This window comes from Arthrobacter sp. sptzw32 (assembly GCF_059089735.1).
In genome coordinates, this window is sequence record NZ_JBNHEZ010000001.1 from 154,101 (window position 1) to 172,163 (window position 18,063).

19 protein-coding genes and 1 tRNA gene are annotated in these 18,063 nt (G+C 65.1%); 12 read left to right on the forward strand and 8 right to left on the reverse strand.

Annotation, left to right across the window (positions count from 1 at the left end; all coding sequences use genetic code 11):
• The first annotated feature begins 31 nt into the window (after nt 1-31).
• Entirely contained in the window at nt 32-1,552 is a 1,521-nt protein-coding gene (locus AC5RVN_RS00730; RefSeq protein ID WP_494136790.1) for a DHA2 family efflux MFS transporter permease subunit, read from the forward strand.
• On the opposite strand, the gene AC5RVN_RS00735 is transcribed toward AC5RVN_RS00730, so the two are convergent.
• The 5 genes from AC5RVN_RS00735 to AC5RVN_RS00755 all read right to left on the reverse strand — a co-directional run bounded on the left by AC5RVN_RS00735 (nt 1,514) and on the right by AC5RVN_RS00755 (nt 5,602).
• Nucleotides 1,514-2,230, reverse strand: coding sequence for a GNAT family N-acetyltransferase (locus AC5RVN_RS00735; protein ID WP_494105537.1), 717 nt, complete (start codon nt 2,228-2,230; stop codon nt 1,514-1,516). The two genes, AC5RVN_RS00730 and AC5RVN_RS00735, sit on opposite strands and share 39 nt — an antisense overlap.
• A gap of 63 nt (nt 2,231-2,293) precedes the next feature.
• A complete protein-coding gene (locus AC5RVN_RS00740) occupies nt 2,294-3,319 on the reverse strand; it encodes an ATP-dependent 6-phosphofructokinase (protein ID WP_494041979.1) in 1,026 nt (341 codons plus the stop codon).
• A gap of 191 nt (nt 3,320-3,510) precedes the next feature.
• Complete coding sequence (locus AC5RVN_RS00745; protein WP_494041978.1) at nt 3,511-3,768, reverse strand: PspC domain-containing protein; 258 nt, start codon at nt 3,766-3,768, stop codon at nt 3,511-3,513.
• Between the two features lie 3 nt (nt 3,769-3,771).
• The gene (locus AC5RVN_RS00750) at nt 3,772-4,050 is read right to left on the reverse strand and encodes a hypothetical protein (RefSeq protein ID WP_494136791.1); all 279 of its coding nucleotides are present in this window, start codon (nt 4,048-4,050) and stop codon (nt 3,772-3,774) included.
• Nucleotide 4,051: 1 nt separating this feature from the next.
• Nucleotides 4,052-5,602 carry a PspC domain-containing protein gene (locus AC5RVN_RS00755; protein WP_494136792.1) on the reverse strand — a complete coding sequence of 517 codons (1,551 nt, stop codon included), beginning with the start codon at nt 5,600-5,602 and terminating at the stop codon, nt 4,052-4,054.
• A gap of 124 nt (nt 5,603-5,726) precedes the next feature.
• Here AC5RVN_RS00755 and AC5RVN_RS00760 point away from each other — a divergent pair, with 124 nt between their 5' ends.
• A complete protein-coding gene (locus tag AC5RVN_RS00760; protein WP_494136793.1) occupies nt 5,727-7,163 on the forward strand; it encodes an ATP-binding protein in 1,437 nt (478 codons plus the stop codon).
• Nucleotides 7,160-7,840 (forward strand): LuxR C-terminal-related transcriptional regulator, encoded by a 681-nt coding sequence (locus tag AC5RVN_RS00765; RefSeq protein ID WP_494136794.1) that lies wholly within the window; start codon nt 7,160-7,162, stop codon nt 7,838-7,840. Before AC5RVN_RS00760 ends, AC5RVN_RS00765 begins: the two co-directional genes overlap by 4 nt.
• A 172-nt stretch (nt 7,841-8,012) precedes the next feature.
• Here the strand turns inward: AC5RVN_RS00765 and AC5RVN_RS00770 are convergent, their stop codons facing one another.
• Nucleotides 8,013-9,230, reverse strand: coding sequence for a pyridoxal phosphate-dependent aminotransferase (locus tag AC5RVN_RS00770; protein WP_494105531.1), 1,218 nt, complete (start codon nt 9,228-9,230; stop codon nt 8,013-8,015).
• A gap of 276 nt (nt 9,231-9,506) precedes the next feature.
• On the opposite strand from AC5RVN_RS00770, the gene AC5RVN_RS00775 reads away from it, so the two are divergent.
• The 9 genes from AC5RVN_RS00775 to rplL all read left to right on the forward strand — a co-directional run bounded on the left by AC5RVN_RS00775 (nt 9,507) and on the right by rplL (nt 16,076).
• A tRNA-Trp gene (locus AC5RVN_RS00775) sits at nt 9,507-9,579 on the forward strand.
• Between the two features lie 82 nt (nt 9,580-9,661).
• The gene (secE, locus tag AC5RVN_RS00780; protein ID WP_104042553.1) at nt 9,662-9,946 is read left to right on the forward strand and encodes a preprotein translocase subunit SecE; all 285 of its coding nucleotides are present in this window, start codon (nt 9,662-9,664) and stop codon (nt 9,944-9,946) included.
• A gap of 114 nt (nt 9,947-10,060) precedes the next feature.
• A complete protein-coding gene (nusG, locus tag AC5RVN_RS00785) occupies nt 10,061-10,885 on the forward strand; it encodes a transcription termination/antitermination protein NusG (RefSeq protein ID WP_494041972.1) in 825 nt (274 codons plus the stop codon).
• Nucleotides 10,886-11,016: 131 nt separating this feature from the next.
• Nucleotides 11,017-11,448 carry a 50S ribosomal protein L11 gene (gene rplK / locus AC5RVN_RS00790; RefSeq protein WP_003803853.1) on the forward strand — a complete coding sequence of 144 codons (432 nt, stop codon included), beginning with the start codon at nt 11,017-11,019 and terminating at the stop codon, nt 11,446-11,448.
• A 199-nt stretch (nt 11,449-11,647) separates the two neighbouring features.
• Nucleotides 11,648-12,355 carry a 50S ribosomal protein L1 gene (gene rplA / locus AC5RVN_RS00795; protein WP_163161877.1) on the forward strand — a complete coding sequence of 236 codons (708 nt, stop codon included), beginning with the start codon at nt 11,648-11,650 and terminating at the stop codon, nt 12,353-12,355.
• A 127-nt stretch (nt 12,356-12,482) separates the two neighbouring features.
• Nucleotides 12,483-13,613 (forward strand): GNAT family N-acetyltransferase, encoded by a 1,131-nt coding sequence (locus tag AC5RVN_RS00800; RefSeq protein ID WP_494136795.1) that lies wholly within the window; start codon nt 12,483-12,485, stop codon nt 13,611-13,613.
• 7 nt (nt 13,614-13,620) lie between these two features.
• Nucleotides 13,621-14,742, forward strand: coding sequence for a GNAT family N-acetyltransferase (locus tag AC5RVN_RS00805; RefSeq protein WP_494136796.1), 1,122 nt, complete (start codon nt 13,621-13,623; stop codon nt 14,740-14,742).
• Between the two features lie 297 nt (nt 14,743-15,039).
• The gene (gene rplJ, locus AC5RVN_RS00810; RefSeq protein WP_494041969.1) at nt 15,040-15,624 is read left to right on the forward strand and encodes a 50S ribosomal protein L10; all 585 of its coding nucleotides are present in this window, start codon (nt 15,040-15,042) and stop codon (nt 15,622-15,624) included.
• A gap of 77 nt (nt 15,625-15,701) precedes the next feature.
• Nucleotides 15,702-16,076 carry a 50S ribosomal protein L7/L12 gene (gene rplL, locus AC5RVN_RS00815; RefSeq protein ID WP_307094334.1) on the forward strand — a complete coding sequence of 125 codons (375 nt, stop codon included), beginning with the start codon at nt 15,702-15,704 and terminating at the stop codon, nt 16,074-16,076.
• Nucleotides 16,077-16,202: 126 nt separating this feature from the next.
• Here the strand turns inward: rplL and AC5RVN_RS00820 are convergent, their stop codons facing one another.
• Nucleotides 16,203-16,703, reverse strand: coding sequence for an aminoacyl-tRNA deacylase (locus AC5RVN_RS00820; RefSeq protein ID WP_494041968.1), 501 nt, complete (start codon nt 16,701-16,703; stop codon nt 16,203-16,205).
• On the reverse strand, nt 16,703-17,902 hold the full coding sequence (locus AC5RVN_RS00825) for an acetyl-CoA C-acetyltransferase (RefSeq protein WP_494136797.1): 1,200 nt from the start codon (nt 17,900-17,902) through the stop codon (nt 16,703-16,705). The genes AC5RVN_RS00820 and AC5RVN_RS00825 overlap by 1 nt, the downstream gene beginning before the upstream one ends.
• Nucleotides 17,903-18,063: the final 161 nt, after the last annotated feature.

The window sequence follows — 18,063 nt, forward strand, 5'->3', positions numbered from 1 at the left end:
GCCGTCAACCACCGACCCGAAGGATGACCCAGTGGAAAACGTAGCAAGGCCGTGGCCGGCCCTTTGGTCCCTGGTGATCGGGTTTTTTATGATCCTGATCGACAGCACCATCGTGTCCGTGGCCAACCCCCGGATCATGGAGGGGCTCGGCGCGGACATCAACTCGGTCATCTGGGTGACCAGTGCCTACCTCCTCGCCTACGCCGTCCCGCTGCTGATAACCGGCAGGCTCGGTGACAGGTTCGGGCCCAAAAAGCTTTACCTCCTGGGTTTGGTGGTGTTCACCCTGGCCTCGTTGTGGTGCGGGTTGTCCGGTGACGTGCAGACCCTGATCGCCGCGCGGGTGCTCCAGGGCCTCGGCGCAGCCATCATGACGCCGCAGACCATGGCCGTGATCACGCGGATCTTCCCGCCGGACCGGCGGGGCGCCGCCATGGCCATCTGGGGAGCCACCGCCGGCGTCGCAACCCTTGTCGGCCCCATCCTCGGCGGCGTCCTGGTGGACGCCCTGGGCTGGGAATGGATCTTCTTCATCAACGTGCCGGTGGGCATCGCAGGTTTCGTCCTCGCCTGGCGGAACGTCCCGGCCCTCAGTACCCACCCCCACCGGTTCGACATCCCCGGCGTGGTGCTCAGCGCCGTCGGACTCTTCCTTCTGGTGTTCGGCATCCAGGAAGGCGAAACCTACAACTGGGGCACCATAACGGGGCCCGTTAGTGTGTGGGGACTTATCATCGCCGGGCTTGCCGTGCTGACGGCGTTCGTGGTGTGGCAGCGCTACAACAAGGGCGAGCCGCTCCTGCCGCTGGGGCTGTTCCGGGACCGGAACTTCTCCCTCGCCAACATTGGCATCACCATGGTGGGTTTCACGGTGACCTCCTTCGGCCTGCCGCTGATTTTCTACTACCAGATGGTCCGCGGCCTGACCCCAACCCAGTCCGCCCTCCTCATGGTGCCGATGGCGCTGATTTCAGGCGGGCTGGCACCGGTGATCGGGAAGATAGTGGACCGGGTGAACCCCAAGTACCTGGCTGCCGGCGGGCTGACCCTGATGGCGGTGGCCCTGGCATGGAATGCAGTCCTGATGCGGCCGGACACCCCTATCCTGATGTTCCTGCTGCCCAGTGCCGTCCTGGGCTTTGCCAACGCAGGAATCTGGGCGCCCCTGAGCACCACCGCCACGCGCAACCTTCCGCCCCGGCAGGCCGGTGCAGGGTCCGGGGTTTACAACACCACCCGGCAGTTCGGGGCCGTCCTGGGCAGCGCAGCCATCGCGGTGCTGATCCAGTCCCGGCTGGCAGCCGAGCTTCAATCCGGCTTGCCCGGCGCGGCTGCGGGGGAGGGCATGGCCTTGTCCGGCGGCTTGCCGGAGGCGCTCCACAGCGGATTCTCGACGGCGATGGCCCAGTCCATCCTGCTGCCCGCCGGTGTGGTTCTGGCCGGGGCGGTCGTGGCACTGTTCTTTGCCAAACCCCAGCCGGTTCAGGGTTGGGGCGGCGGCGGGTCTGCCCCGTCAGCCAAGGTGGACGCTGGTCTGGATTCCGCCGGCTGAGAGGCCGAGCTTCCGGGCCAGCGCCAGGGAGCCGGTGTTGCTGACATCTGTCCGCCACTGCAGCGTCAGCCCGGCGGACAGTGCCTCGTGGGCCGCGATGGACGCGGCGAGTGAACCTAGCCCGCGGCGCCGCCATTCCGGATCCACCAGCACACCCAGGTGGGCCAGCAGGCCCACCCACTCGGAGTAGGCGCCACAGGCAAGGGGTACACGGCGCCCGTTAATATCCCGGACGATCGTGTAGCGGTTTTCCAGGTCCGAAAGGCCAACCTCGTTGACGTCGTCCGGCGGGCAGCGGCCCTCCAGTTCGATCGCCTCCGGGTTTCCGTGCGAAACGGTCATCTCGTCAGAAGGCTGCTTCAGGGGAAGGTCGTCCGCAAAGAACAGCGCGGCGGCACCCAGGCCGTGGCCACCATGGGACCGGGTCAGCGTCAGGAGTGTGACGTGCTGGGCCATCTCCTCATCCGGGATGCCCGCAGCGGCGTCAATGACCCACTGCGGACCAACGAGTGCCGAACTGCCAAAGAGCCGTACAAACTCCACGGTCTTCACCGATTCGTCAGCCCGGACAATCCGTTCCCCGGACGTCAGGGCAGTTCCGAAAGCGTCGTCGTCGAGTCCCAGGCGCCGGGCCCAGGCAAGCTGGATGATGGCGGCAGAACCGGGGTCAAGTGTCATACTCCCAGCCTAGGCCGGGCAGGGAGTCCGGCCGGACAGGACACCGTGGCTGGGGGAAACGCCTTAGCCGAAGAGGACGGCGGCTTCGTCGTAGCGCCTTTGAGGAACGGTCTTGAGTTGCCCCAGGGCTTCCTGGAACCCGACGTGCTCGATGTCCGTTCCCTTCAGCGCCACCATGGTTCCCCAGTAGCCTTCCACCACGGAATCGATGGCGGCCATGCCCAGCCGGGTGGCCAGGACACGGTCGAAGGCCGACGGTACGCCGCCGCGCTGGATGTGTCCGAGGATGGTGGCGCGGGTTTCGATGCCGGTCCGGGCTTCTAGTTCCGGGGCGAGCTGGTCTGCGATGCCACCAAGGCGGGGCCGGCCGAATGTGTCCAGGCCGCGTTCGGAGTGCGGGGTTTCCATGTGCGCGGGAACGAAACCCTCGGCCACCACCACCAGGGGAGCGCGGCCGCGGGCGTGGGCTTCCTTGACCCATTCGGTGATCTGCTCGATGCTGACTTTCTGCTCAGGAATGAGAATGGCGTGGGCGCCGGCGGCCATGCCGGCGTGCAGGGCGATCCAGCCCACGTGTCGGCCCATCACTTCAGCGATCATGCAGCGGTGGTGGGACTCGCCGGTGGTCCGGAGTCTGTCGATCGCTTCAGTGGCGATCTGGACGGCGGTATCGAAACCGAAGGTGTAGTCGGTGGCGTCGAGGTCGTTGTCCACGGTCTTGGGAACACCGACGATTTTCAGGCCGGCGTCGGTGAGGCGCTTGGCAGCGGCCAGGGTTCCCTCACCGCCGATCGCGATGATCGCGTCGATGCCCAGCCGGTCCATGTGGGCTTTGATGACCTCGGGGCCGCCGCCGTTCTCGAACGGGTTGGTGCGTGAGGTGCCCAGGATGGTCCCGCCCTGCTTGGCAATGCCGCGGACCATGGTGCGGGGGATATCGATAATGTCGCCCTCGACCACACCGCGCCAGCCGTCGAGGAAACCGACGAATTCGTGACCGTGGATGGCGATGCCTTTGAGGACGGCTCCGCGGATCACGGCGTTCAGTCCGGGGCAGTCGCCACCGCTGGTGAGAATTCCAATTTTCATGTCTCTGGCTCAAATCCTGGGAGAAGGTGTACAGGCAGAGCGCCACGCTGAGCTCACATAGAGTCTAGTGGGGGGTGTGGGGTACGACACAAACCGGTTACATAAGGCCCTGCTCCCTCGCAATGGCCAGTTGCGCCCCAGCACGAAGGCCCCCGCTTCCCAAAGGGGCGGGGGCCTTTGTGCCCGCAGTCTCAGCGGCGGTTGATGGACCGCCGGTCAAGGAACGTCTGAAGCGGGATGACGTTCCGCTGGTCCGGCAGGACTACCCAGGCCAGGAGGTAGAAGATGACAGCCGGGCCGGGGAGCAGGCAGAAGAGCAGGAAGGCGATCCGGACATAGGCCACATCCACGTTGAGCTTTGCCGCGACGCCTCCCAGCACTCCTCCCAGCCAGCGCTCCGGTCCGCGTTTCAGGCCAAGGCCCCTGACGATGCTGAAGAACTTTTCCATGGCTCAAGACTTCCGTGTTGCAGGACTGTTGTCACGTTTCCGTGCGGAGAGGAGCCCGCCAATCACCAGGGCCGCGCCGGCGCCGATCATCAGTCCGATCAGGACGTAGGTCCCGTTGAGGGTGATGATGCCCAGCTGCGCGATGATGATCAGGGCGGCGAGGGCCAGGACTATCAGGCCCCACACCACGGTTCCCACCCGCGCTCCCGGAGGAGGGGCAGATTCGGTGCCTGCCGCCGTCGTGCTTCCCGGAGCGTATGGGTCCGGAGTTTGGCTGCTCATGTCAGTTACCTTCCTTGATGATGACGTTGCTGACGGTGCCGTCGATCTGGATCACCAGGTGGCTGCCGGGCTTGTCGGTGTTGTAGCTGCTTTCCCGTGTGGTGGTTCCGCCGCGCTGGCTTCCGCCTTCGGTGAGGTTGCCGAGCGTCATGTCGGCCCTGATGTCCACGGGCACGGTGTCGGGAATGACCACCGTGACGTTGCTGGCCGTGAAGTCCAGCGGGACCAGGACTTCGGACTGGAGCGGGGTGGCCAGGGCCAGTTCGGTAAGGTCGACCGTGCCGCGTCCTGCCGTGATGTTCAGCCCTTCGGTGGCCTGTTCGATGCTGGTGGGCGTCCAGTCAACCTGCTGGAACCGGACCCGGTCGCCGTTGTTGCCCACCACGTTGAAGATCCCGCCGATGATCAGGGCCGCCACCGCGAAGAACGAGAGGATGCCGGACGTCCTTCCGCGCAGGCCCAGGATGAGGATCCCGAGGCCCAGGACCGCAGCTGCGCTGGCCCAGGCGATGGCGTTGGTGGAGTCGCCCAGGTCGATGACGTTGGTGACATCCAGCGCCTTGAGTCCCGCACCCACGATCAGGGCTGTGCCTGCGGCGATTGCGACGGCGGGGGCACCGGGTCCTGGCGGACGTACGCGGGGTGCCGGCGGGTTGCCCTGCGGCTGCCGCGTGCCGCCCGTGCCGCCGTTGTTCCATCCACTGCCGGCCCCGGTTCCACCGTAAGGGCTGCCGGTGAAAGGACCTGTGCCTGCTACGTCTGAGTAAGGGGGCGTAGTCCCTGCAGAGGTTGCTGTGGAGTAGGCGTTGGTCCCGGAGTAGGGCGTGGAACCGGGGTAGGTTGCGCCTGCCGGTGTCCCAACCGCTGCCTTGTTTCGCTGGGCCAGGTAGTAAATCAGGTAGATGGCGCCGCCCACCCAGAAAACGGTCCAGAGGAAGGCGCCGAAGCCGTGGTCGCCCCAGCCCCAGAAGCCGCCGCCCAGTCCGCCGAAGCCGAGGATGGTGGCGATCAGGGAACCGGTCATGCCGCTGGTCCAACGGCCGGAGCCGGCTTCCTGGACATGGATCCGGCCATCGGGCTCGGGCAGGAAGGCCCATGCCAGGCCGTAGACGAGCACACCAATGCCGGCGAAGAGGGTGAGGACGATGAAGACGCCGCGGACGATCAGCGGGTCGATGCCCATCCGCTGGGCAATGCCGCTGGAAACACCGCCGATCCAGCGGTCCTGGCCGCGCATGACTCCGTGGCTGCGGACCCAGCCGAAGAAGTCAGTCTGCTGGCCGGGCATACCGGCGTAGGCGTAGCTGCCGGTCTGGTGTGGGCCGCTTTGATTGGCGTAGGGTCCAGCCGACGGCCCGGCGTAGGTCCCGCCGGCGGTCTCCTGCGCCGGAGAGCCCTGCGTGGATTCCCGGGAGGGGTCCTGCGCCGGGTTCTCGTCCGACGCGGTTGGGGAAGCGGGCGGCAGCAGGGGCTCCGTGGTCTGGTCTTTTTCCCGCTGGGGGAGGGGCTCCGTATGCTGGCCGTCATCTGGGGTGGGGGTTTGCGAGTTCATACCTCGATCCTTCCGCCCGCGCTGGTCTGGCTCTACTGGGGGACACCCTGAACAGGCCCTGAGCGGCCCCCGGCTCCGGCCCGAACGCGGTCCGGGAAACCCTGATCCGTGCTTGGATTGATCCATGACAACCGTCCCCGTCCGCCCCCCGCTGGTCCGCCGCAGCGACCGCTTTCTGGCGGGTGTGTGCTCCGGCCTTGCTGTCCATCTGGGCTGGCCGGTCCGGAACGTGCGGGTGGTGATGCTCCTGGCTTCACTGGCCGGTGGCGCCGGCGTCGTCTTCTACGCCTGGCTGTGGATCATGGTGCCCACCGCGGATGAAAGCGCAAGGCGCCAGGCGCGCCGTCCGGCGTCGCCGATTGCCCCGGCCGTAAGTCATGAGCCGGCGCAGGCTGCCGTTCCCCGGACGGCGGCGGCAGCCGGGACCGGAGCCGCCCCTGGTGGATTTGGCGCGGTGCCGCCCGGAGTGCTCGACGGCGGCAGCGGCTCAACAGTTGTCGGTCCTGATGCCCGTGGCAGCGCAGCGGGGCACGCTGGAGGACATGCTTCTGAGGTTGCCGCGCCCTGGTTCAGGTTCCGTGACATGCGGTATGGCAAGGAGATCCTGCTCGGCGTCGGGTTGCTCCTGGTTGCAGGCATCCTGGTGGCCCAGCTCCTGGGCGTGGACGTTCCGCTGGGCACGCTGATTCCGGCGGCGGCAGTTCTGGGTGGGGCGTCCATCGCGTGGATGCAGTTGGACGAGACCCGGCGGGCGGGGCTGGTGGACAAGACGAAGGCGGATCAGGCCGGCGGTTGGGCACGGCTCGCTGCAGGCCTGGCCCTGGTGGTTGCAGGCGTTCTGGTGATGGTGTCGGGATCGGGATCCTGGGAGCAGACGTGGCTGGCGCTGCTCGCCTCCGTGGCTGTCCTCGGCGGGGTGGTGCTGGTTCTGCTTCCTTGGGCGCTGAAGTTCTGGCGCGACCTGGAAGCGGAGCGCGCCGGCCGGATCCGGGAAACTGAGCGGGCAGAAATCGCCGCCCACCTGCACGACTCCGTGCTGCAGACCTTGGCACTTATCCAGCGGCGGGCTACCAATGAGCACGACGTCGTCCGGCTGGCCCGTGCCCAGGAGCGGGAGTTGAGGGGCTGGCTGTTTGAGGACCCGGGCAAGGATGCCGGGCAGTTGTCGGACCGGATCAAGGCCGCAGCTGCCGAAGTGGAAGACCTGCTGGGCAACGCCGTCGAGGTGGTCAGCGTGGGAGACACCGCCGTCACCGAGGGCCATGAGGCACTGATCCAGGCCAGTCGGGAAGCGATGCTGAACGCCTCCCGCCACGGCGGCGGAGCCGTCTCGGTGTACCTGGAGGCGTCCGCTGACCATGCCGAGGTCTTCATCAAGGACCGGGGCCCGGGCTTCGAGCTGCAGGACGTGCCGGAGGACCGGCTCGGTGTCCGGGAATCCATCATCGGCCGAATGAACCGCCACGGTGGCACGGCCACCATCTCCAGCACCAATGAAGGCACCGAGGTGCGGCTGGGATACCCGGCCGCCACGCAGGACAGCACGGAAGGCAAACCATGAATGCAACGCAGGAAGCCGGTACCGGACCTGCCCGGACCGCCAGGGTGGTCATTGTGGACGACCACGCGATTTTCCGCTCGGGCTTGAAAGCGGACCTCGACCCCAGCATCCAGGTGGTGGGGGAGGCGGCCACCGTGGAGCAGGCCATAGCGGTGATCGCCCGGGAACGCCCGGACGTGGTGCTGTTGGACGTCCACCTGCCCGGAGGCCTCGGTGGCGGGGGCCGCGAAGTCATCGCCGGCTCAGTCGCCTTGCTGTCCACCACCAGGTTCCTTGCCCTGAGCGTCTCGGACGCGGCAGAGGACGTTGTGGCGGTGATCCGGGCGGGAGCGCGCGGCTACGTCACCAAGACCATTTCAGGGGCGGAGATCACCGATGCCGTGTACCGTGTGGCCGGCGGGGACGCCGTCTTCTCGCCACGGCTTGCAGGCTTCGTGCTGGACGCTTTTGGCACCGCTCCGGCGGACATCGCGGACGATGAACTGGACAGGCTCTCGGCCCGGGAACTGGAGGTTATGCGCCTCATCGCGCGCGGCTACAGCTACAAGGAAGTGGCAAAAGAGTTGTTCATCAGCATCAAGACAGTGGAAACCCACGTTTCCGCCGTCCTCCGCAAGCTCCAGCTGTCCAGCCGGCACGAACTGACCAAGTGGGCCGCGGAGCGCCGCCTCCTCTAGCCAGAGACCCTCTCCCACCTAAAGCACGTTTTCCCCCAGCGCTCTCTCACTTGATGCGCCTTAAGCCGGCACGCTCTCTCACTTGATGCGCCTTAAACCGGGATGCTCTATCACTTCCCTTGAGGAAGTGATAGAGCATCCCGGATTTTCCTGCGGTAAGTGAGAGAGCGTCCTACTGGGCCTTGCCCAGGAAGTCCTGCAGGCGCTGCACGCCGGTGGCAAGATCCTCGTCACCGAGGGCGTAGGAGAGGCGCAGGTAGCCGGAAGGCCCGAAAGCCTCGCCCGGGACCACCGCTACCTCAACCTCATCCAGGATCAGGGCAGCCAGCTCGGCGGAGGTCTGCGGCGTGGCGGTGCCGGACGCCGTCGGGAACTCCTTGCCCAGCAGCGCACGCACGTCCGCGTAGACGTAGAAGGCACCCTTCGGCGCCGGGCACTCCACACCCTCAATCGCGTTCAAACCGGCCACGATCGCCTTGCGCCGGCGGTCAAACGCAACCTTCATCTCGTCCACGGCGGTCAGCGGCCCGGAGACGGCGGCAAGGGCAGCCACCTGGGGGATGTTGGAGACGTTGGACGTGGCGTGGGACTGCAGGTTGGTGGCCGCCTTGATGACATCTGCCGGGCCGATCATCCAGCCGACGCGCCAGCCGGTCATGGCGTAGGTCTTGGCCACGCCGTTGAGGATGACCACCTTGTCGCCCAGGTCAGGGGCGGCGGTGGCGATGGAGGTGAACGGAACGCCGTCATAGGTCAGGTGCTCGTAAATCTCATCGGTGACAACCCAGAGGCCCTTGGCCGCGGCCCACTTGCCGATCGCCGCCACCTGCCCGGGGGAGTAGACAGACCCGGTGGGGTTCGACGGCGAGACGAACAGCAGGATCTTGGTCCTGTCGGTAAGGGCTGCCTCAAGCTGCTCCACGGTTACCAGGTAGTCCTGCTCGGGCCCGGCGAAGACCTCCACCGGCACGCCGCCGGCGAGGCGGATCGCCTCAGGGTACGTGGTCCAGAAAGGGGTGGGCACAATGACCTCATCGCCCGGGTCAACCAGGGTGGCGAAAGTGTTGTAGACGGCCTGCTTGCCGCCGTTGGTGACCAGGACCTGGGACGCGTCCACTGCGTAGCCGGAGTCCCGGAGGGTCTTCTCCGCAATGGCCTTTTTCAGCTCGGGCAGCCCGCCTGCGGGGGAGTAGCGGTGGTACTTGGGCTGGCCTGCCGCTTCAATGGCGGCCTGGACGATGTAGTCCGGAGTGGGAAAGTCGGGTTCGCCTGCGCCAAAACCAATAACCGGCCGGCCTGCCGCCTTCAGCGCCTTCGCCTTGGCGTCAACGGCAAGGGTGGCGGATTCGGCAATAGCGGAAATGCGTTGGGAAACGCGGGCGGCAGACATGGCAGGTCCGTTCTTCGCTTGCAGCCCGGAGGCTGGAATGTGGGATTCGACGTGATCTACTCTATGCTGTTCACCGGACCCTCCGGGTTGCCGGTTTTGATTGTGACTGCCTGCCAGTCGGGGTCATCACCGGCCTGCGGGAAGGGCCGGGGCGGGCTGGTTTTACGAACGCGAAGTTGTTGCGTAGACTGGTTCACCGGTGTTGAAAACACAGATGATGACGTGCGCCCCAGTGCAAACAGGTGGTTCGTTGTCTGAGCGTGGGAATCACTCCATAGGGTAGTGGCGCAATTGGTAGCGCAGCGGTCTCCAAAACCGCAGGTTGCAGGTTCGAGTCCTGTCTGCCCTGCGCAAGCTGCCCCGGGCGAAAATCCGGGGCAAGCGCAGCAACCATGGTTCTGATCAGGGCCGGGTAATCCACCATTGCAAAGATGAGCGAGGACCAGGTGACCGAAACAGCTGCCAGCAGCTCCAAGGGCCGCCCAGCTAAGAAGGACGCCAAGGCAAACTTCTTCGCCCGCATTGCACTTTTCATCCGCCAGATCATCGGCGAACTGAAGAAGGTTGTTGCACCCACCCGCAAGGAACTGATCAACTACACGCTCGTGGTGCTGGTGTTCGTCGGCATCATGATGATCATCGTCAGCCTGCTGGACCTCGGTTTTGGAACCGCTGTCAGCTGGATCTTCGGCGGTAGCGTCCCCACGGACAGCTAGGGCTGAACCGTCCGCAGGCCGTGTGTTCCATCCGGGAAACCGGAGGGGAACACCGGTGTGCGGAATTGAGCCATTTAAATAGGCATGTTAGGCAATGAGGAAGCAGGAGACCAAGTGTCTGAGCAGGAGCTCGAGGTAACCGAGACTGAGCTGGAAGAGTCCGCGGACATCACGGCAGAAGCCGGTGACGAGTCTGAGGTTGATTCCTCCGCGCCCGAAGCCAGCGACGCCGAGTCTGAAGAAGACGCCGAGTACGACGACGACGCAGAAGCGGACGACGCCGGCTCCGGGGAAGAGTCCGGCGACGTCCTTGCCGCTGCCGCCGCAAAGGCCGACGTCGATCCCGCCGAGGAGTTCAAGGCCAAGCTGCGCCGCCAGGAAGGCGACTGGTACGTCATCCACTCCTACGCCGGTTACGAAAACCGCGTGAAGGCCAACCTTGAGACCCGCATCCAGACCCTGGACATGGAAGATTACATCTTCGAAATCCAGGTGCCCATGGAAGAAGTCGTTGAGATCAAGAACGCCCAGCGCAAGGTCATCAACCGCGTCCGCATCCCCGGTTACGTCCTGGTCCGCATGGACCTGACGGATGCCTCCTGGGGCGCCGTCCGCCACACCCCTGGCGTCACCGGTTTCGTGGGCAACGCCCACAATCCCGTGCCGCTGCGCCTGGATGAGGTTTTCTCCATGCTCGCCCCCGTCTTCGAGGAAGAGCAGGCAGAGAAGGGCAAGCCGGTCAACAAGCAGCACCAGGCTCCCGTGGATGTCGACTTTGAGGTCGGAGAGTCCGTCATCGTCAAGGAAGGCCCGTTCGAGACCCTTCCCGCCACGATCTCCGAGATCAAGGTCGAATCCCAGACCCTCGTGGTGCTGGTATCGATCTTCGAGCGCGAAACGCCCGTTACCCTGGCGTTCAACCAGGTCACCAAGATCTGACAAACCCAAGAATTCGTTCCGGTGCGGCCTGCTTTAGCAGCACCGGAACGGCTCGGCTGCCTCGCCATGGCGGCCAAAAACCTGAGGCACGCTCCTGTGCCCCAGGACGTTATTGAGAGAAGGACCCTACATTGGCTCCCAAGAAGAAGGTCACCGGCCTCATCAAGCTGCAGATCCAGGCAGGTGCCGCTAACCCGGCTCCGCCGATCGGTCCTGCGCTTGGCCAGCACGGTGTCAACATCATGGAATTCTGCAAGGCGTACAACGCTGCAACGGAAGCCCAGCGCGGAAACGTCATCCCCGTGGAAATCACGGTCTACGAGGACCGCTCCTTCACCTTCATCACCAAGACCCCGCCGGCTGCAGAGCTCATCAAGAAGGCTGCAGGCGTCGCCAAGGGTTCAGCAACCCCGCACACCGTCAAGGTCGCCAAGCTGACCCAGGCCCAGGTCAACGAGATCGCCTCCACCAAGATGGAAGACCTCAACGCCACCAGCCTCGAAGGCGCAGCGAAAATCATCGCCGGCACCGCCCGCTCCATGGGTATCACCGTCGAGGGTTAATGCCCTCGCTGCCGGACGCCGGACTCGGGAAACCGATCACGACGACGGGCGGCACCGCCGGGAAACCGGCACCACTGCCGTATAAGCGGCACAAACCGACAATGTTGGGAACCGGGCACGGATAACGAGCCCGCTCACCGACTGTGGCAGGGCCCAGCGCGGTCCGCAGACCACAACTGCACAAGGAGAAACAAGCAGCATGGCAAAGCGCAGCAAAGCATATGAGGCAGCAGCCGCCAAGATCGACGCGGAGAAGTTCTACGCGCCGTTCGAGGCCGTAACCCTCGCCAAGGACACCAACCCGTCCAAGTTCGACGCCACCGTTGAGGTTGCATTCCGCCTCGGCGTCGATCCCCGCAAGGCTGACCAGATGGTCCGCGGCACCGTCAACCTGCCCCACGGCACCGGTAAGACTGCCCGCGTCCTGGTTTTCGCCACGGGTGACAAGGCTGAAGCAGCAATCGCTGCCGGCGCCGACTTCGTTGGTTCCGACGACCTGATCGAAAAGATCGCAGCCGGCTGGACCGACTTCGACGCTGCCGTCGCCACCCCTGACCTCATGGGCAAGGTTGGCCGCCTCGGTAAGGTCCTCGGCCCGCGTAACCTGATGCCGAACCCGAAGACGGGCACCGTGACCCCCGACGTCACCAAGGCCGTCAACGACATCAAGGGTGGAAAGATCGACTTCCGCGTCGACAAGCACTCCAACCTGCACTTCATCATCGGCAAGGTGTCCTTCGACGCCATCAAGCTGGCTGAAAACTACGCAGCAGCACTGGAAGAGGTGCTTCGCCTGAAGCCGTCCGCTTCCAAGGGCCGCTACATCCAGAAGGCCACGGTTGCCACCACGTTCGGTCCCGGCATCTCCGTTGACCCCAACGTCACCAAGGTTCTGACCGAGGCCTAAACCCTCGTTCGAAGCCCCGCAGCGGATCCTTCCGCTGCAAACCCAAACCGCCCGGCACATGCCGGGCGGTTTGGGTTTAAGCCCGGGAACATAACGCACACGGTGCATCCTTGCCTAAGCTGTAGAAGTGGCCGAACCGGAGGTGCAACCGTCCCCTGAAAAGACCGCCGCGCTGGTGATAAGCGCAGTGGCGGTCCTGAAGCGTGGCAGCGAAACCGGCGCGCGCCAGGTCACGGGGGAATTCAAGGAGTGCCACGCCCTGCGGGTGGAGCACGAGCTCGCCGTTTGGGGCAACCTGGACCGCTGCGACACGCTGCAGGAAGCTGCGGAGTATTGGCAGGGCAATGCCTATGAAGAACGGCAACTTTACCTGGCCAAGGTCGGCGCCGCCACCGTGGGCATGTGCTCGGTGACACTCCCTTTGCGCGAGAACACCCATACCGCAGGAATAGATGTCCTGATCACGCCTGCCCACCGCCGGCAAGGCCTTGGCAGTGCGCTACTTAAGCATGCAGAAGCAGTCGCCCGTAAACGCGGGCGCACATCCCTTGACGCCTACCACGAAGTGCCGCTGGGGACCGCCGGGGAAGCCGCCCTCCTCCCCGCGAAATCCGGGGCCGGCGGCCTGCCGCTTGATGAGCCCGCCGTGGCCTTTGCTGTTGCCGCCGGCTATGAGCTGGAGCAGGTGGAACGGTCCAGCCGCCTCGCCCTCCCCGTTCCGCCGGAATTGCTGAAGCGGCTTGAAGACGAGGCCTCCGCCCGGGCAGCGGACTACACCATCACGGGCTGGGACGACAGTTGCCCGGAGGACCTGGTGCAGGCCTATGCCGGCCTGAAAGCCACGATGACCACTGAGGTACCCATCGCCGGAATGAACTGGGAGGGTGAAGACTGGGACGCCGCCAGGGTCCGGGAAGAGGAAAACCGACTGGTCCGGAGCGGTGTCCAGTCAGCTGTGACGGCCGCCCGCCACCGGGCCTCAGGGCAACTTGTGGCCTACACGGTGCTGAACTGGCGTGCCGGCGTGCCGGACTCCATCGTGCAGCAGGACACGTTGGTCATCCCGGAACACCGCGGACATCGCCTGGGCATGCTGATCAAAGTGGCAAACCTGAAGCGCGCCCATGAAAAGTGGCCGTCCGCGCGGTCGGTGTTGACGTGGAATGCCAACGAAAACCAACATATGCTGGCCATAAATATTGCACTTGGATTCGAGCCCGCAGGTTATGAAGGCGAGTGGCAGAAACGGCTGGGATGATGCGCCTATGGCTAAAGACGACGTGAAGATCGAGCAGCTTTGGATTCCCGACTCACTGGACGCGCCGGACGCAGCTGATTTCCTCGCGGCCGTCGAAGTGGGCCGGAAGGTCCGGATGCAGACCTGGGGGAGTGACGACCTCGCCTACGGCCCCCTGGAGAAGCTGCTCGAGTTCCAGGACCCGTACGAGCGTCAGCTCATTCTCGTCGCCAAGGTGGACGGTGAGATCGTGGGGACCGTGGACATTGCCCTTCCCCTCACGGACAACCTCGACCTGGCGGAATTCACCCTCGACATCCTGCCCGAGTTCCAGCGCCAGGGCGTCGGCCGCCGCCTCCTCCAGGCCGCGGAGCAGTTCGCCCGCGGCGAAGGCCGCACCATGATCCTGGTGGACACGAACCACCCCGGGGCCTCCCTGCATGAGTTTGAACGCGCCCAGCTGGTTCCCGGTACGGGGCAGGGCTTTGTGCCGTTGGAAAGCCGTGAAGTCGAGTTCGCGCAGAAGACGGGCTACACGCTCCAGCACATCGAGCAGTTCAGCGCCTGCGCGCTGCCCCTGGACACAAAGCTGGTTGCCGACCTGCAGGCGGAGGCGGATGCGGCCAACAACGGAAGGTACCGCCTGCACCACTGGACCGACCGCTGCCCTGACGGCTGGCTGGAAGCCGTGGCCGCCCTTGAAAACCAGGCGGGCGCCGACGTCGATCCCTCCTTGGAGCCGCCAGTTGAGCAGGACATGATGCTCGACGGCGCCATCCTCCGGGAAGCCGAGGAAGTTGCCATTGCGCAGGGCAGGCGGACGGTTGTCACCGCCGTCGAGCACCTCGCCTCGGGGACCCTCGTAGGCCTTACCACCATCACGGTGCTGGCGCACCGCGCGGACGTTGTCTTCCAGGACGACACGCTGGTGCTGCAGGAGCACCGCGGGAACAAGCTGGGGCTGCTGATCAAGGTGGCCAACATGGAACGGCTCACCGAGCAGTTCCCCGATGCCCGGATCATCTATACCTGGAACGCCCCGGAGAACCGGTACCTCCTCACCGTCAACAAACAGCTGGGTTTCCAGACAGCGGGCGTGACGGGAATCTGGCAAAAGGAGCTCCCGCACCTGCACACCAGCACCAGCTGACGGCCCCGATTTGGTGCAGTGGTGGCTCTCCCGTAGACTTGAAGGACCAAAGACCGTCGGTTGTTGGAAATCCACTCTCTCGAACATGGCTCAACTCTGCAGTTGTGCGCGGGAGAAGCAGTGGCTTTCTGGACGAAGGACCCTCAACGTAGGGCGGCCGGCGCAGGTGAACGAAGCAAACGCTCCACGGATTATCCGTGTTGAGCCAAGCCCCGTGCATCTGCGCGGGGCGTTTTTAGTTATAGCTCACTTGAGCGGGGACCGTCGCATACCGGCACTATCCCCGGAAGGAGGGTTATGGCAACGCCTGCAAAGGTTTCAGCAGTAGCTGAGATCACTAACGATTTCAAGGAATCGAACGCCGCTGTCCTGACCGAATACCGTGGGCTCACAGTTGCACAGATCAAGCAGCTGCGTGTTTCTCTCGGCCAGGACACCAAGTTCTCGGTCGTCAAGAACACCCTGACTGCCATTGCAGCCAAGGAAGCCGGCGTCGAAGCATTCGACGGCCAGCTTGCCGGCCCCACTGCAATCGCGTTCATCAAGGGTGACGCAGTTGCCGCTGCCAAGAGCCTGACGGATTTCGCCAAGACCAACAAGCAGCTGGTCATCAAGACCGGTTACTTCGAGGGCAAGGCATTGAACGCCAGCGAGGTTGCCGCACTGGCAGCCCTCGAGTCCCGTGAGCTGCAGCTCGCCAAGGTTGCTGGTGTCCTCAAGGCACCCGCTGCCGCCGCTGCACGCATCATCGACGCACTGCGCCTCAAGCTTGAAGAAGAGAACGGTGCACCGGCAGCTGCCGAGGCGCCCGCCGCTGAAGAAGCTCCCGCCGCCGAAGCAGAAGCTCCCGCAGCTGACGCTCCCGCGGCTGAAGAGAACTAATTCTCTTTACCCCACCAGACTCCGGTGTGACGCGTGGCTTCGTGCCGCTGAACACCACAACAGGAAGGACGCCTACCATGGCGAAGCTCAGCAACGAAGAGCTCATTGAAGCTTTCAAGGAACTGACCATCATCGAGCTCTCCGAGTTCGTCAAGCTCTTCGAAGAGACCTTCGAAGTTACCGCTGCTGCTGTAGCTGTTGCTGGCCCCGCCGGCGCTGCTGCTGAAGAGGTTGAAGAGAAGACCGACTTCGATGTCGTCCTCGAATCTGCCGGCGAAAAGAAGATCGCAGTGATCAAGGAAGTTCGCGCCATCACCTCCCTCGGCCTCAAGGAAGCCAAGGACCTGGTTGACAGCGCACCCAAGGCTGTTCTCGAAGGCGCCACCAAGGAAGCTGCCGAGAAGGCCAAGGAGCAGCTCGAGGCTGCAGGCGCCACCGTTACCCTCAAGTAACAACGCCTTTTCCTTTCGAAAAGCCCCGTCCGCGTTTGTGGGCGGGGCTTTTTGCGTCCCAATGCAAGTAGTGCCCAGCGCGTTTCCGGGGGTCGGAACGGCGGGTGGCGAAACCTGGTTGGAGCGTCAGGCGGGGTCGCTGATGTCCGCGACGACAGCGCGCAGCGCACCTGTGAGGGCGTCTGCGTCCACGAAGGCGCTGTAGCCGTGCGCGCCGGCTCCCATCGAGATCCTCCGCCCCGTGATGGTGGCGTCCGCGTATACCGGCCACGCGTTGGTGCTGCCCAGCGGGGTGATGGTGCCGCGTTCGTAGCCTGTTGCATCCAGCGCCACTTCCGCCGCCGGCAGGGAGAGCTTGTTGACGCCCACGAGGTTCCGGAGCTTCGGCCAGGAGATCTGGCGGTCACCGGGGATCAGGGCGAACAGGAACGAGCCGTCCTTGTGCTTGACCACCAAGGACTTCACGATGTCCGCGGGCGTGATGCCCAGGATGCCCGCCGCCTCCGCCAGGCTTTTAGCCTGCGGCCTTTCCACCACGTCCACCTGAAGCCCGCGGGCGGCGGCGTCGGCAAGGAACCTCTCCCTGCCGGCGCCGCCAGGGGCAACGATGGAGGCGTCGTCCGCCATCAGTCGCGGTACAGCAGGAGCGCTTCGCCCTGCCCGCCGCCGCCGCACAGGGACACCGCGGCTTTGCCCGTACCGCGCCGCTTGAGCTCGTGTGCAGCGTGGGTGGCCAGCCGGGCCCCGGATGCGCCGATCGGGTGTCCCAAAGCGATGGCGCCGCCGTGGATGTTGCACTTCTCGAGGGGGTAGCCCAGGTCCTGCAGGGACTGCACAGCGACGGATCCGAACGCTTCGTTGATCTCGATGAAGTCCAGGTCCGCGGTAGTCCAGCCGGCCCGGCCAAGGGCGTTCATGATGGCATTGGACGGCTGCGAGTGCAGGGAATTGTCCGGCCCGGCCACTTGCCCCGGCTTGCCCACCACTGCCAGGTACTCCAGCCCGTTTTCCTCGGCAAAGGCGCGGGAGGCAAGGACCAGGGCAGCGGCGCCGTCGGACAGGGGAGAGGAGTTGCCGGCCGTGATGGTGCCGTCAGTAACGAAGGCGGCGCGCAGCCCGGCCAGGGACTCAACGGAGGCGTTGGGACGCACCCCCTCGTCAGTGGACACTACGAGCGGATCTCCCTTGCGCTGCTTCACGCTGAGGGGCACGATCTCGTCGTCGAATGTTCCGTTTTTGGCTGCCAGCGCCGCGCGCTGGTGCGACTGGGCGGCCACGTTGTCCTGCGACGTCCTGTCGATGCCCAGGGCAAGGTTCCGGGTTTCGGTGGACAGGCCCATCGACTGGCCGTCAAAGGCGTCGGTGAGCCCATCGTGTGCAGCTGCGTCCAACGCCTGGATGGAACCGTAGGTCCACCCCTGCCGGGACCCTGGAAGCAGGTGCGGTGCCCGGGTCATGGACTCCTGTCCGCCGGCCACCACCACGGATACCTCCCCGCCGCGGATCATCCGCGCGGCGTCTATCACCGCAGTCAATCCTGAGAGGCAAACCTTGTTTACGGTCACAGCAGGGACATTCCACCCGATGCCGGCGGCGATGGAACTCTGCCGTGCCGGGTTCTGCCCCGCCCCTGCCTGAAGGACCTGTCCCATGATGACCGCCTCCACCTGGCCGGCGTCCACGCCGCTGGCCGCCAGTGCTGCCCTGATGGCGTGGGCGCCGAGGTCCACGGCCGTAAAGCTTGCCAGCTGGCCGTTGATCCGGCCCGTCGGCGTACGAACTGCTGCGAGGATGACAACGTCAGTGTTGTCTGCGGAGTTGCCCATGTTTATCTCTCCCAATTTGATCCGCTGTAGGCCACCAAGGCTATCGTGACGCGGCTCACCTAACTATCCCAACGTCCGCGCCGCCAGGTGCATTCCGGGCGGGGCGGGGATTCCGTGGGCGGCGCCGGGGTGAGTCAGTGAAACCGGTGCTTGCAATCGCG

Bases quoted from the DNA above. Each gene is read 5' to 3' on its own strand.
- AC5RVN_RS00735 (WP_494105537.1), bottom strand. From the start codon at position 2,230: ATGACACTTGACCCCGGTTCTGCCGCCATCATCCAGCTTGCCTGGGCC.
- AC5RVN_RS00740 (WP_494041979.1), bottom strand. From the start codon at position 3,319: ATGAAAATTGGAATTCTCACCAGCGGTGGCGACTGCCCCGGACTGAAC.
- AC5RVN_RS00745 (WP_494041978.1), bottom strand. From the start codon at position 3,768: ATGGAAAAGTTCTTCAGCATCGTCAGGGGCCTTGGCCTGAAACGCGGA.
- AC5RVN_RS00750 (WP_494136791.1), bottom strand. From the start codon at position 4,050: ATGAGCAGCCAAACTCCGGACCCATACGCTCCGGGAAGCACGACGGCG.
- AC5RVN_RS00755 (WP_494136792.1), bottom strand. From the start codon at position 5,602: ATGAACTCGCAAACCCCCACCCCAGATGACGGCCAGCATACGGAGCCC.
- AC5RVN_RS00760 (WP_494136793.1), top strand. From the start codon at position 5,727: ATGACAACCGTCCCCGTCCGCCCCCCGCTGGTCCGCCGCAGCGACCGC.
- AC5RVN_RS00765 (WP_494136794.1), top strand. From the start codon at position 7,160: ATGAATGCAACGCAGGAAGCCGGTACCGGACCTGCCCGGACCGCCAGG.
- AC5RVN_RS00770 (WP_494105531.1), bottom strand. From the start codon at position 9,230: ATGTCTGCCGCCCGCGTTTCCCAACGCATTTCCGCTATTGCCGAATCC.
- secE (WP_104042553.1), top strand. From the start codon at position 9,662: ATGAGCGAGGACCAGGTGACCGAAACAGCTGCCAGCAGCTCCAAGGGC.
- rplA (WP_163161877.1), top strand. From the start codon at position 11,648: ATGGCAAAGCGCAGCAAAGCATATGAGGCAGCAGCCGCCAAGATCGAC.
- AC5RVN_RS00805 (WP_494136796.1), top strand. From the start codon at position 13,621: ATGGCTAAAGACGACGTGAAGATCGAGCAGCTTTGGATTCCCGACTCA.
- rplJ (WP_494041969.1), top strand. From the start codon at position 15,040: ATGGCAACGCCTGCAAAGGTTTCAGCAGTAGCTGAGATCACTAACGAT.
- rplL (WP_307094334.1), top strand. From the start codon at position 15,702: ATGGCGAAGCTCAGCAACGAAGAGCTCATTGAAGCTTTCAAGGAACTG.
- AC5RVN_RS00820 (WP_494041968.1), bottom strand. From the start codon at position 16,703: ATGGCGGACGACGCCTCCATCGTTGCCCCTGGCGGCGCCGGCAGGGAG.
- AC5RVN_RS00825 (WP_494136797.1), bottom strand. From the start codon at position 17,902: ATGGGCAACTCCGCAGACAACACTGACGTTGTCATCCTCGCAGCAGTT.